10 protein-coding genes are annotated in these 13529 nt (G+C 67.6%); 2 read left to right on the top strand and 8 right to left on the bottom strand.

Annotated elements, in window-relative coordinates; translation table 11 throughout:
* Window positions 1-507: 507 nt before the first annotated feature.
* The 7 genes from QX041_RS07945 to QX041_RS07915 form a co-directional block, all read right to left on the bottom strand.
* Window positions 508-777 (bottom strand): hypothetical protein, encoded by a 270-nt coding sequence (locus QX041_RS07945; protein ID WP_316164875.1) that lies wholly within the window; start codon window positions 775-777, stop codon window positions 508-510.
* The gene (locus QX041_RS07940) at window positions 774-1904 is read right to left on the bottom strand and encodes a PepSY-associated TM helix domain-containing protein (RefSeq protein ID WP_316165433.1); all 1131 of its coding nucleotides are present in this window, start codon (window positions 1902-1904) and stop codon (window positions 774-776) included. The genes QX041_RS07945 and QX041_RS07940 overlap by 4 nt, the downstream gene beginning before the upstream one ends.
* A gap of 339 nt (window positions 1905-2243) precedes the next feature.
* Window positions 2244-3695: an aldehyde dehydrogenase gene (locus QX041_RS07935; RefSeq protein ID WP_316164874.1), complete on the bottom strand. Its 1452-nt coding sequence runs from the start codon at window positions 3693-3695 to the stop codon at window positions 2244-2246.
* 9 nt (window positions 3696-3704) lie between these two features.
* Window positions 3705-4454 carry an ABC transporter ATP-binding protein gene (locus QX041_RS07930; RefSeq protein WP_316164873.1) on the bottom strand — a complete coding sequence of 250 codons (750 nt, stop codon included), beginning with the start codon at window positions 4452-4454 and terminating at the stop codon, window positions 3705-3707.
* Window positions 4447-6114 (bottom strand): branched-chain amino acid ABC transporter ATP-binding protein/permease, encoded by a 1668-nt coding sequence (locus tag QX041_RS07925; RefSeq protein ID WP_316164872.1) that lies wholly within the window; start codon window positions 6112-6114, stop codon window positions 4447-4449. Before QX041_RS07925 ends, QX041_RS07930 begins: the two co-directional genes overlap by 8 nt.
* Entirely contained in the window at window positions 6111-6986 is an 876-nt protein-coding gene (locus tag QX041_RS07920) for a branched-chain amino acid ABC transporter permease (protein WP_316164871.1), read from the bottom strand. Before QX041_RS07920 ends, QX041_RS07925 begins: the two co-directional genes overlap by 4 nt.
* A 77-nt stretch (window positions 6987-7063) precedes the next feature.
* A complete protein-coding gene (locus QX041_RS07915; RefSeq protein ID WP_315752510.1) occupies window positions 7064-8278 on the bottom strand; it encodes an amino acid ABC transporter substrate-binding protein in 1215 nt (404 codons plus the stop codon).
* Window positions 8279-8407: 129 nt separating this feature from the next.
* Here QX041_RS07915 and QX041_RS07910 point away from each other — a divergent pair, with 129 nt between their 5' ends.
* Window positions 8408-9391 carry a helix-turn-helix domain-containing protein gene (locus QX041_RS07910; protein WP_316164870.1) on the top strand — a complete coding sequence of 328 codons (984 nt, stop codon included), beginning with the start codon at window positions 8408-8410 and terminating at the stop codon, window positions 9389-9391.
* An 815-nt stretch (window positions 9392-10206) separates the two neighbouring features.
* On the opposite strand, the gene QX041_RS07905 is transcribed toward QX041_RS07910, so the two are convergent.
* Window positions 10207-10350 (bottom strand): hypothetical protein, encoded by a 144-nt coding sequence (locus QX041_RS07905; RefSeq protein ID WP_316164869.1) that lies wholly within the window; start codon window positions 10348-10350, stop codon window positions 10207-10209.
* 103 nt (window positions 10351-10453) lie between these two features.
* On the opposite strand from QX041_RS07905, the gene QX041_RS07900 reads away from it, so the two are divergent.
* A complete protein-coding gene (locus QX041_RS07900) occupies window positions 10454-13522 on the top strand; it encodes an ATP-binding protein (RefSeq protein ID WP_316164868.1) in 3069 nt (1022 codons plus the stop codon).
* Window positions 13523-13529: the final 7 nt, after the last annotated feature.

Here is a 13529-nt window from a genome sequence, read left to right as displayed (position 1 = left end):
TCGATCAGCTCAATAGGTTGTCGCTACTACGAGATTCTTTTCCCTCCGCTTCTTTGAAGCCTTCAAAAGAAGCGCATGTCGCGGGGAAGAGCGATGCGATCGCGTCGGCTGATACAACTCACGACACCGATCGTCTCAAACTCATCGAAATAATTTCGATCAATCGTACGATGATAACTAATCACATTGCCACTTTTGAATCAATCTTTGCTTTCAAATGCGCCACATCTCCGCCGCGCCACGCGCAGATCGGAGAAGGCATCGAGACATTTGTATCTGCTTGTTTCCAGGCCGGAGCGACGCCGCTCGCGTCGGCGCTCGCTGCGCGAGATCGATCGCGCGCGGCCGACGCAGCGTGCTGCCATCGCGATGACGCGTCGCGCGAGAGAAGACACGTAAGACAAGAGATGCGTGGGATCGTTGGCTGGCCGAGCGCATAGTCCGGCGGCGCGGATCGAGGTCAATGATGCGGGGCATCTTCCACCGACCGGCGGCGGACGTCAGCGCTCAGAGCGGCCTATCCTGCGTCCCGGCCCGAGCGCCTTGCGCTCCGGCCTTCGCGCCGCGGCTCCGCTTCGTCCCGTAGGCGAGCGACAGCAGAATCGGAATCGACAGTCCGAGCCAGCACAGCGCGTCCCAGAGCCCGTCGCCGAACAGTCCGAAGGCGAGCCCGGCTGCGGCAACCAGACCGATCAGCAGCGGCGCACGAAACACCTGCCAGGTCGAGAGTTGCGCGGCGCGGGCAGATGGCCTCGCCGATGCCGCCGAGGAGCTCATGGCGACACCACCGCAGGCGCTGCCGATGTCACGACGCCGGACACCTTCCTGCGGAAGCCCCGCCGCTTGGCGGCCCACAGATAGAGTCCGCTGCACAGCACGACGATCGTGATGAGATCGAGAACGGCCCAGATGATCTTCAGCGGCAACCCGCCGTAGTCACCGAAATGCAGCGGCCGCGATACCTGCAACGCGGTGAGATACCAGGCGAGCTCGGGCGCGACCATCTTGCTGCTGTCCTGGGCGTCGACCAGGACCGGCTTGAACATGCGCGCGGTGAATGGCGTGCGGCCCTTGGTCCAGATCATCAGATGCTGCGGGCTGCCGAACCGCGTCGTCGTCGGCAAGGTGATGGACGTCACCAGCCGGTCCGGAAACGCGGTGCGGACGGCGCCAACGGCGGCCTCGACCGATTTCGCTTCCGCCAGCGGCTTGCCCTGATAGGGCGCGAGCAGTGCCGGCATGGTCTTCGCGCGCCAGAGGTCGAACAGCGGCACCGCCAGCGTGTTGATGGTGCCGGTCAAGCCGACCGCGAGCGCCCAGCTCACCGTGACGATACCGAGCAGATTGTGCAGGTCGAGCCATTTGAGCCGCGCCGAGCGATCCCGCACCGTGCCGAACTGCAGGCGACGCATGAACGGCCAGTATACGACGACGCCCGAGACGATGGACGCTGAGAACACCAGTCCCATCAGTCCGAGAAAGAGCTCGCCCGGCAGGCCGGTGAACATGTCGCGGTGGATGCGCAGGATCACGTCCATGACGTCCTGATGCGGCGCTTCCTCGCCGAGAACGACGCCGGTGCGCGCATCCACGGTGAGCCGATGAAACTGCCCAGGCACCGGAATGGCGGTCGGCGACATCGCGACCACGATCAGCGGCTCCGCCTGCTTCAGGCTCACGAACAGCGCATGCTGCTCCGGCAACTGCTGCTTGGCCGCCGCGATCAGGCGGTCGAGCGGCAACAGCGGCGTGTCGGCCGGCATCGCCGGCGCGACGATCTCATCCTCGAAGAGATGATCGATCTCCTCATGGAAGATCAGCGGAAGCCCGGTCAGGCACAGCATCAGCAGAAAGATCATGCTGATCAGCGACGTCCACGTGTGAACCTGAACCCACAGCCGCATGCGCCCGAACCCATCCTTCGTCATCGACGTTGCACGTGATGAGCCGAACGTCCGGCAAGAGAAGGGCCGCAGCAAACTGAATCGATCTAAAGCCGTTGGAATTTCTTTAAGGTAGCGCGCCTGTCCGCCGCAACCAGCGGAGCTGCAACGTGAATTTCGATCGCACCTCGCACCGTCGGTGCTCACGGACGGCGCGTGTCGCTGCCGTGAGGGCGTGCGCCGAAGTCGCCCTTGCGCGATGCCCGGATACATATGGAATCGCTTCCGCGTGGCCGCGCGGAATACGACCGGCTCTGGCTGCATCCGACGATGCGCCAGGGCCGGGACGCAAACGCCGTCTCAGAATGGATAGTGCCGTTCGCCGGTCTGCACCGTGATCCAGCGCAGCTCGGTGAACTCGTCGATCGCGGCCTTGCCGCCGAAGCGGCCATAGCCCGAGGCCTTGACGCCGCCGAACGGCATCTGCGGCTCATCATGCACCGTCGGCGCGTTGACGTGGCAGATGCCGGACTCGATTCGCTTGGCGACAGCGAGCGCGCGGGCGATGTCGCGGCCGAACACCGCCGACGACAGGCCATATTCGGTGTCGTTGGCGACGCGCACGGCCTCGTCGACGCCGCTGACGCGCACGATGGTGACGACGGGACCGAAGCTCTCCTCGCCATAGATGCGCATCGCCGGCGTGACGTGATCGACGATGGTCGCGGGCATGATCGTCCCGCTGCCGCGGCCGCCGGCGGCCAACACGGCACCCTTGGCCACCGCGTCCTCGATCAGGCCGCCGACACGGTCGCAGGCGGCGGCGCTGACCAGCGAGCCCAGCACCACATCGCCCTTGCGCGGATCTCCGTAAGGCAGGCTGTTGGCCTTGGCCGCGAACTTTGCGACGAATTCATCCGCCACCTTGTCGTCGACCACGATGCGCTCGGTCGACATGCAGATCTGGCCCTGGTTCATGAAGGCGCCGAACGCGGCGGCATTCACCGCGGCGTCGAGATCGGCATCGTCGAGAATGACCAGCGGCGCCTTGCCGCCGAGCTCGAGCAGCGCGCGCTTCAATTGCCTGGCACAGGCCATGGCGATGAGACGGCCGACGCGGGTCGAGCCGGTGAAGTTGACGCGCCGGATCGCGGGATGGGCGATCAGCGCCTCGACCACGGCCTGCGCATCCTCGGGCGCGTTGGTCACGACATTGACGACGCCGTCACCGAGACCGCCTTCGGCCAGGCACGCGCCGATCAGCCGGTGCACCCCAGGGCTCATCTCCGAGGCCTTCAGCACCACGGTGTTGCCGCAGGCGAGCGGCATCGCCACCGAGCGGACACCGAGGATGACCGGCGCATTCCACGGCGCGATGCCGAGCACGACGCCGACCGGCTGGCGATGCGCCAGTGCAATGTTGTCGGGCACGTCGGTCGGGATCACCTCGCCCGCGATCTGCGTCGTCATCGCCGCGGCCTCGCGCAGCATGCCCTCGGCGAGATGCACGTTGAAGCCGGCCCAGCCCGCGGTGGCGCCGGTCTCGGCCATCATCAGCGCGATGAACTCCGGGGCGTTGCGCGCCAGCGCATCCGCAGCCGCATTGAGCCGCTTGCGGCGCTCGCCCGGACCGAGCCGGGACCACGCCGGAAACGCCGCCGCGGCGGCATCGGCGGCGCGCAGCGCGTCGTCGATCGACGCCGCCGCAACGATGGTCGCGATCTCGCCGCTGATCGGATTGAGCCGCTGGAAGGTGCGCTGATTGGTGGCGGACTGGTCCTTGCCGCCAATCAGGAGATTGATCGCGTTCATGGGGCGCTCCTAGGTCGATGGGGTTGTTGCGGTTGCGGAAGCCGGGGCGCGCGACTGGCCGAGATAGGCGCGCTGGATGTCGGGATTGTTCTTCATCTCGGGCGCCGGCCCCTCGCCGGCATTGCGTCCCTGCTCGATCAGGTAGACGCGGTCGGCGATGTCGAGGCTGGCGCGGGCGTTCTGCTCGACCATCAGGATGCCGACGCCGTCGCCGCGGATCGTTCTCAGCGCCCGGAACACCTCGCTGCTCAAGAGCGGCGACAGGCCGAGCGACGGCTCGTCGAGCAGCAGCAGGTCGGGCCGCGACATCAGCGCGCGGCCGATCGCGACCATCTGCTGCTCGCCGCCGCTCATGGTGCGCACCGCCTGCCCCATGCGCTCGGTAAGACGCGGAAACAGCGCGAGCACGTGCGCCAGCCGCGCGGCCTCGCCGTCGCGGGCGCGCGAAGGATAAGCGCCGAGCTGGAGGTTCTCGGCGACGGTGAGATCGCCGAACACGCCGCGGCCTTCCGGCACCAGCGCGATGCCGCGCTCGACGATCAGATGCGGCGCGAGCGAGCCGATGTCCGTCCCGCCGAGCCGGATCACGGCTCCGGGCGACGGCTGGATCAGTCCCGCGATCGCCTTCAGCAACGTCGACTTGCCGGCGCCATTGGCGCCGAGGATGGCGACGATCTCGCCGCGCGCGACCTCGAGCGCGGCATCGGTGAGCGCCTGGTGCTTGCCATAGGCGTGCGACAGCCGCTTGATCTCAAGCATCGGGCTCTCCGAGATAGGCTGTGATCACCGCGGGATCGGCGAGCACCTCGTCCGGCGTGCCGCGCGCGATCACGACGCCCGCGCTCATGACCACGCAGCGGTCGCACAGCGCGCGGATCGCATCCATCACATGCTCGACCATCACGATGGTGATGCCGCGGTCGCGCAGCGAGGCGATCAGCCTGATGCCGGTCTCCAGCTCGGTCGGATTGAGCCCAGCCAGCCATTCGTCGAGCAGCACAAGACGCGGATGCAGCGCCAGCGCGCGGGCGAGCTCCAGCCGCTTCTGGTCGATGTAAGTGAGATCGCCCGCCGGCATCTCCGCCATGCCATCGAGGCCGACCAGGGCGAGCAGCTCATGGATCGATTCTGCGGCCGCACCGGTCTGGCGCATGCGGAACAACGCCGCCGCCGCGACATTCTCGGCGACCGTCAGGTCCGGCATCACCCGCACCAACTGGAAGGTGCGGGCAAGCCCGAGCCGGGCGATCCGGTGCGCCGCGAGGCCGCTGATGACGGTGTCGCCGAAGCGGATCGTGCCGGCCGAGGGCACGAGCGCGCCCGAGAGCATGTTGAGCAGCGTCGTCTTGCCCGAGCCGTTGGGGCCGATGACGCCGAGGATCTCGCCGGCGCGGACGTCCAGGCTGACCTGGTCGACGGCGCGCAGGCCGCCGAAGGATTTGCCGACGGTCTCGGCCGTGAGCAGCGTTCCGCCCTGCTCCGGTTTGGCGCCGACCACCTTGGGCTCGCGCCGCCAGACCCGATCGACCAACCCGATCACGCCCCTCGGCAGCACCATCACGATGCCGATGAAGATGAGGCCGAGCACGATGCTGAAATGGTTGGGCAGCGCGGCTGTCAGCACCTCGAACAGCAGCACAAGCGGGATGACGCCGAGCACCGGGCCGATCAGCGAGCCGGCACCGCCGAGCAGCGCCATGATCACGACCTGGAACGAGATCATCGGGTTGAACGCGATCGCCGGATCGATATAGGTCCAGCGCGGCGCCATGATCGCGCCGGTCACCGACATGAACACCGCGCTGAGGATGAAGACCCCGAGCTTCACCGCGGTCGCATCGATGCCGGAATGGCGCGCGGCGGTCTCGTCGGCGCCGATCGCGCGCAGCGCGAGGCCATAGCGCGAGCGCGTCAGCAGAAAGCCGGCGAGGAAGACCAGCGCCGTCAGCGCGCAGAGCTGCCAGTATAGCATCTCCTGGGTGATGTCGCTGAACAGATAGCGGCCGACCGATTTGTGGATGTTGACCTCGTACCAGATCACGAGCTGGCGGATCAGCTCGGCCAGGCCGAACGAGAAGATGATGAAGTAGATGCCGGACAGCCGCAGCGTCGACAGGCCGGTGATGGCGGCAACCAGCGCGCCGACACCCGCAGCGGTCATCAGTTGCAGCGGCCAGCTCAGCGTCTCGCCCGTCACCGCCGCCGTATAGGCGCCGATGCCGAAGAACGCAGCCGTCGCCAGCGAGACGTAGCGGGTCGGCCCGGAGAACATGGCCCAGGCGGTTGCCAGCACGGTGAAATAGAGAATGCTGATGCCGAGCGCGAGATAGTAGCCGTTGGCATAGAGCGGCAGCGTCACCGCGGCGGCAACGCCGACGAGCCCGATGCACCAGGCCAGAATCTTGCCGGGGCTGATCACGACGCCGCCTTTCCGAACAGTCCGGTCGGCCGGATCAGCAGCACGGCGAGAAACATCGCAAACGTCGCGGCCAAGGTCAGCCCGGGATCGACCAGCCGCGCCACCGCGGTCTCGACGACGCCGAGCAGCAGCCCTGCGGCCAGCGCGCCCATGACGTTGCCGACGCCGCCCATGATCACGACCACCAGCGCCTTCATCGTGAATACGACGCCCATCGAGGCGTTGAAGGTGAGGAACATGCTGACCAGCACGCCGCCGGCCGCGACCAGTCCACCACCGAACGCAAACGCCAGTCCTGCGAGCCAAGCGACATCGATGCCGACCAGCCGCGCGGCATTGGCATCGACCGCGACGGCGCGCACGGCCGTGCCGATCCTTGTCCGCGTCAGCGCGAGATAGACGCCGGTGCCGATCAGTGCGGCGAAACCAAGCGCGACCAGCCGGTTCACCGCGAGCGTCGAGCCGAGCACTGTCACGGGAATGGAGAGATAGCTGTAGCTGTAATACTGCCCGCCGAAAGCGACCAGCATGATGCCCTGGATCACGAACAGCACGCCGAAGGTGACGAGGATGCTGTCGACCTCCTGGGCACCGGCGTCCTTGCCGCGGCGGATCAGGCGCTGCAGCAAAAGCCTGTAGAGCAGCCAGTTCAGCAGTCCCGCGGCGGGCATCGCGAGCAGCAGCGCCAGCAGCGGACTCAGTTGCAGCCCGGAATAGAGCGACAGCGTGCCGAACGCGGCCGCGACCAGCGACTCGCCATAGGACAGGTTCATGATGCGCGCCACGCCATATTGCAGCGTCAGGCCGAGCGCGATCAGGGCATACATGCCCCCCAGCACCAGACCGGGCAGCAGGATGTCGAGCAGCAGCATGGGATGGTGCCTCTTGCGCGAGGCCCGCGGACGCGCGCGCCTTGACGCGCGTCCGCAAGCTCACGACCTCGTTCCGGCTATTTCCACTCGGGCTTCGGCACGACCGCGGCGCGTGCGCCGGGCAGCGAGGCCGGCGCCACGGCGTAGAACTCGCCGTTCTGCCACTGGCCGACGCTCCAGACCTCCTGCAGCAGGCCGTCCTTCAGCTTCACCTTGCCGATGATGGTGTCGAAAGAGCCCTCGCGGATCTCCTTGGCGACCGCGGCACGGTCGACCTTGCCGACCTTCTCGATCGCCTGCTGCAGCACCTGCAGGCTGGCATAGGTGATCGGGCTCGCCCAGCGATCCGGCTCCTGCCCGGTCGCCGCCTTGTGGCGGGCGAGATAGTCCTTGAGCGCGGGCGAGTCGGCGTTCCAGCCGCCGATGCCCATCACGCCGTCGCTGCCCGCGCCGAACTTGCCCTTGAACAGCGGGAACGCCGTGCCGACGCCGACATAGAAGACCTTCGGATTGTACTTGAGCAGTTGCGCCTGCTCGGTCAGCCCGATCGTATCCGGCGGATAGCTGAAGGCGACGAAGGCATCGGCTTTGCTCGCGATCGCATCCTTGAGCAGCGGCTGCAGATCCTGCGAGCCCATCGGATAGGTCTTGTCGTAGGCGACGGTCAGTCCGGCCTTCTTGAAGGCCTCGCGCCCGGCGGCGGCCAGCTCGATGCCGAACTGGTCGGCCACGCTGACCATCGCGACGGTGCCGCCGATCTTGCCCTCGCTCTTCAGCTTGCCGAGCAGTTCGGCGAGCCCATTGGAGATCTGCGCCGACGTGCCGAGCCAGAAGGTGGCATTGGCCCAGCGCTTGGCGAGTTCTGGCGCCTTGTCGGTCACCGACGTCACCGCGAGATGCGGATAGCCGAGCCGGTTCAAGGTCGGACCGACCGCAAGGTTGAGACCGGTGCCCCAGGGCGGCAGGATGAAGTCGACCTTGTCCTGGTTGGCGAGGCGCTCGATCGCCTTCACCGCCTCTTCCGACGAGCTGCGGTCGTCATATTCGACGATCTCGATCGGCAGCCGCTTGTCGCCGAGCTTGATGCCACCGGCCGCGTTCACGTCCTTCACCCAGAGCTGATAGTTGGGCAGCGTGGTGATGCCGGCGCCGCCGGCATAGGGGCCGGTCTTCGAGATCGCATAACCGATGCGGATCTTGTCCTGCTGGGCCTGGGCGGCCGATACGGCAAAGCCGGCTGCGATCGCCGCCCCCGCGATCCGCAACACCTGACGACGGTTGGTCGAAGTCATCTCTCTGTCCTCCTCCCATGTTCACGCGCGCGGACCGCGCGGGTGAATCGGTGACGTTCCTCTGCCCCGGCGTCGTCCGCGGTTTTTTGTTTGCGGTCGTCGGGACTTGACGAGGGAAACACCGCAGGCTTGGGTGGCGCAATGGACAGTTCCGGTAAAAGAGTGCACTTTTCTGGGGCGACGACCGCGCGTAATGCCGCGCCTCGGACGCTGCCGCCGGCGGCCCGTGGCACCCCGGCAGCGCTCGGGGCCGAAGCCATCCCCTCGCATTTCGAGGCACGGCGCTGGGCCCTGCGCTCGGATGCCGCGCGGCCGTTCGTCCACCTGCTCTGCCTGACCGCCGGAACGGCCTCGGTGCGCTTCGCCGAAGACGAAATCCAGATCTGGGCCGGTGCGGCGCTGGTCTGGGTACCGGCGGGAGGGGCCGAGCATCTCGACGTCGCGGCAGGTTCCGCCGGGCATCTCCTGCGGCTGCGCTCCGGGCTCTGGCACCGCCACCTGCCCTCCTCGGCCGAGCCCGCCTATCTCGACCTCGCAGGCACCGAGGCCGTCCTGGCCTTCTCCGTCACGGCTGAGTTCGCCGCGGTCATCGCGCGCTCGATGTCGGCGATTGCAGCGGAGATCGAAAATCCCTCACGGCGCGGCGCGGCCTCGATCATGTCATCGGAGCTGACCCTGTGCGTGCTGCGCTTCTGGCGGCTGTTTGCCGACGAGAGCGCCGGCGAGGCACAAGGCTCCAGCGCCGAGATCCTGAGCCGCTTTCGCCGGCTCGTCGAGGAACGCTTTCATCAGCAGTTGCGGGTCGCCGACTACGCTGCGCTGCTCGGCGTCACGCCGGATCGCCTGCACGCGCTGTGCACCCGGGTGCTGCAGCGGTCACCGAGCGCGCTGATTCAGCAGCGCGTCATTCAGGAGGCGGCGACCCGGCTCGAAACCACCACCGCGACGATCAAGCAGATCGCCTTCGCGCTCGGCTTCAAGGACAGCGCCTATTTCAACCGCTTCTTCGTCAGACACACCGGTCAATCACCGGGCGCCTGGCGCAAGGGTGTTTCGTCGCAGCGGACCAAAGGCCAGCCACGGACCATGCTCAACTTCGCCGACTGGCCGTGACGGCGCGGCGCGGCCAAGCGCCTCGGTCGTCCTCTTTGTCAGTCCAGGACGACGTGTCAGCGTCGGAGCAGCAAATCCCGAGTTCGCACGGGCGGCGCAACCCTGGATGCTCAATGCGCCGGGAAACTGATTTCCGCTGCGCGATCAAGCTGATTTGGCCTGTCCAGTCCCCGCGCCGAAAATATTTCTCTTTCGTTTTTCCGGAAATCATGGTTCTATTCCCGCATCCCGTCTCGAGCTGAGGGGCGTATCGCGGTCGTCACGAGACGCGAGGCGGGGAGCGGTGGGCGTGGTGGATTGCAGCGCGGGTTGCCCGCGCCGACGAACAATTCGCCACGCACGGTCAAGTCGCGCGGTCCTGATATCCCGATGCTGATATCAACTCACGTTGAGGCTTCGCTTCGCGTGGGGATGGTGGCCAGAAAGCCCGGCGCACCAGGGAGAACGCGAAGCAGCCGTTAAAGCCATCGCGCAGGGAGGGCCGGGTTTCCGGCTGACCTGTGGTACCTGCCGCCTGCATTTTTTTCGCAGGCGGGCCACGGGCCTCAGTCGAGGTCCGGCCTTCCCTGCGCCCTCACGCGTCGCGAGGGCTTCACGATGCATCACCCGGACGGGTCGCCCGCCGCGGGATCGCGCGATCACGCGCGCCTGTCCGCAAGGGAGGCGACCTGATGTTTCACATTGATGTCAAATCGTCGCAGGCTTGAACGGTCCCGCCAGCATCGAGGACACCCGGGGGAGCCGTCCGATATCGTCCCCGCTCCCCGGAGCCATCGCGAGTATGGCGGCACCGTTGCTACCCTGCCACGAATGCGCTATGAGTTGAACATGATCAGCCGGTCCTGGTCGCACGCGAAATGCCAGTACCGCAAACCGATGCTTCGCGCTCGGCGCGCGACGTCGGTCGATACGGGCGCCGCGATCGCGCCCATATCGCCAGCTCCGCGCTTCGCGCTCATTCGCATTCCGTAGCCGTGTCCGGGAGCCCGAACGCAGATGGATTGTGAAACCTGTGGCCGGCCCAATCCACCGGGCTCGGATGTCTGCGGCGGGTGTGGCGGGGTGTTGCGACAGCCGTCATCCGATACGACGACGAGTTCGCGCCTGCTCGGCATGCATCGCGCCGAGCGGCGGCAGGTGACGGCGCTGATCTGCGATCTCGTCGGCTCCGTCTCGCTCACCGTCAGGCTCGATCCGGAAGATATGACCAGCGTCATCGACGCCTTCCTGACGACCTGCGAAAACGTCATCGGCCGCCATGGCGGCGCCATCACGCAATATGCCGGCGACGGCGTGCTCGCTTATTTCGGCTATCCGCGTGCGGGGGAAGACGATGCGGCCACCGCGATCCGCGCCGCCATCGCGCTGCGCGACGCCGTCGGCCGGCTCGATGCCCCGCAAGGCCAGCCACTGCGTCTGCGCATCGGCATTGCCACCGGCCTCGTCGTGGTCAGCGACCTCATGCCCCGCGCCGACGGCCGCCCGGTCGACATCGTCGGCGAGACGCCGAATCTCGCGGCGCGGCTGCAATCGATCGCCGCCCCCGACAGCATCGTCGTGGCCCGGACGACCGAGCGCATCGCGCGCGGCATGTTCGACTTCCGCGATCTCGGCACGTTCGCGCTGAAGGGATTCGCCGCACCGGTCGAGGCGTTCGAGGTGCTGGAAGAAGCCGCCGTCGCGAGCCGTTTCCACGCCCGCATTCGCGGCGAAAGCTCCCCCCTGGTCGGGCGCGACCAGGAGCTGGCGCGGCTGTTCGATTGCTGGGCGGCGGCGCGGTTCGGCAGCGGACAGGTGGTGCTGCTCCATGGCGAGCCGGGCATCGGCAAGTCGCGGCTGGTCGAGGAGCTGCGGCGGCGCGTGGCCGACGTCTCCCAGCTGCAGATGATCTGGCACTGCAGCCCCACCCGTTGTGACAGCGTGCTGTATCCGATCTCGGAACAGCTCGCGCTCATCGCCGGCTTCGACCGCACCGACGGCGCAGCGACGCGTCGCGACAAGCTCGATCGCTTCATGAACGCGCACGGCATCACCGACACCACCGCGCGCGCCGTGCTCGCCGACGTCCTTGGCGTCGCGCCCGAACCGGACAATCCGCTGCAGACGATGACCGTCGAGAAGCGCTCGGAGGTCACGCGGGAGACGCTGCTCCGGCTGATCGACATGATGGTGCCGACCGGGCCCGCGCTGCTGGTGCTGGAAGACGCGCATTGGAGCGACACGACCACGCTCGAGCTGCTCGATCGGGCGATCCAGCGCGCCGCACAACGCCGCTGGCTGATCGTGGTCACGGCCCGGCTCGAATATGAGCCGCCCTGGGCCGCGAGCCCGAAGGTCACGCGGCTCCCGCTCGGGCGATTGAGTCACGGCGACGCCGAGCGGATCTGCACCCATGTGGCCGCTTCGGCCGCGCTGCCGGCAGCGACGCTACGCCAGATCGTCAGCCGTGGCGAAGGCATTCCGCTGTTCCTGGAAGAGCTGGCGAAGTACGTCGTCGAAGCCTCCGCGGCGCCCGCACGGGACGGCCATGCGAGCGTGGCCATTCCCGCCTCGCTGCAGGACTCCCTGGTTGCGCGGCTCGACCGATTGGGGCCGGCGCGCCGGATTGCCAATCTCGGTGCCGCCATCGGCCGCCGCTTCAGCTACGATCTGTTGTCGGCCATCGTGGCGGAGCCCGAAGCCAGGCTCGGCGAGAGCCTGGATCAGCTCGTCAAGTCCGGCCTCGTGGAGAGCAGCGGCGCACCGCCCGACAGCCTCTACACGTTCAAGCACGCGTTGATCCGCGACGCCGCCTACGAGTCCCTGCTCCGGCGCGAACGCCAGACATTGCACGGCAGGATCGCCGCGGTGCTGCGCGATCGCTTTCCCGAGACGCGGGACACCGAGCCGGAGTTGCTGGCCTACCATTTCACCGAGAGTGGCGCGATCGCCGAAGCCATCCCGCTATGGGCGGACGCGGGCCGGCGCGCCGCCTCGCGCGCCGCGCATGTCGAAGCGGCGCGACATCTGCAAACGGCGCTCGACCTGCTGCGTCATCAATCCGCCGACGGCGAGCGCGCCGACTTGGAGCTCGAGCTCCTGATCGGGCTTGCCGTCAGCCTCGCTGCCTCGCGCGGCTACACCGTGCCCGAGGTCGGCAAGGCGCTGTCCGAGGCACGGGCGATTTGCGACGCACTCGGCAACACCGCCGGCCTGTTCGCCGTGCTGCGCGGCATCTGCAGTTTCCTGATCATCGCGGGCGATCTCGATGGTGCCGAGGAGATGGCACATCTGTGCCTGGGAATCGGCGAGCAGACCGGCCTTCCCGAGCATCGCATCGAGAGCGGCGTTGCGTTGGGCTACATTCTCTTCGCCAGAGGCGACCTCCCCGCTGCGCGCCGGCTGCTGGCCGCCGCGGTGCAGCTCTATCAGGCGTCGGACGGCGCGCGGCTACCGCAACTGTCCTCCCAGGATCCGCTGGTCGCCGGCCAGGCCTCGCTGCTGCAGGTGCTGCATGCGATGGGCGACGATGCCGGCGCGGCCGCCGTCGCCAGCGATCTCATCGCGCATGCGCGCCGGCTCGGACGTCCGTTCGACCTCGCCTGGGCGCTGTCGTGGCTCGCCTTCTATCAGCTCGCACGCGGCGACTACGAGGATGTCCTCCTCGCCACCGAGGAGGCCCTGCGCATCTGCCGTGACCATGGCTATCCGCTCTATCAGCTGGTGGCGGGCAGCCTGCAGGCGCATGCCCGCGGCCATCTCGGCAGGACTCCAGACGAGGCGCTGGCGGCGGCATCTGAGGCGTTGCCGGCGTTCCAGACGCTCGGCATGATGCATTTCTCCTGCTTCTATCTCGGCGAGGTCGCCGGTCTGCAACTGATCGTCGGCAAGACGGCCGAGGCGATGCAGACGATCGACGCGGCGATCGACGCCGCGCGGCGCTATGGCGACGGCTATTTCCTGTCGCCGCTGCATCGGCGGCGCGCCGAGATCCTGGCCGCCCTCCCCGACACCGCACCGGGCCAGGTGACGGCCGCGCTACGCGAGGCCGTCGCGGTCGCCGAGGCGCAGGGCGCGTCGGCGTTCCTGCGCCGCGCGGCGGCGCGGCTCGCCGCCATCGACGATGACGCGCCGAGGCGACAATCGGCGTGACGACCTG

This window comes from Bradyrhizobium sp. SZCCHNRI2009, assembly GCF_032485115.1.
Lineage (GTDB): Bacteria > Pseudomonadota > Alphaproteobacteria > Rhizobiales > Xanthobacteraceae > Bradyrhizobium.
Note: the sequence above shows the minus strand (reverse complement) of the source record. Positions and strands in the feature narration are given on the sequence as shown.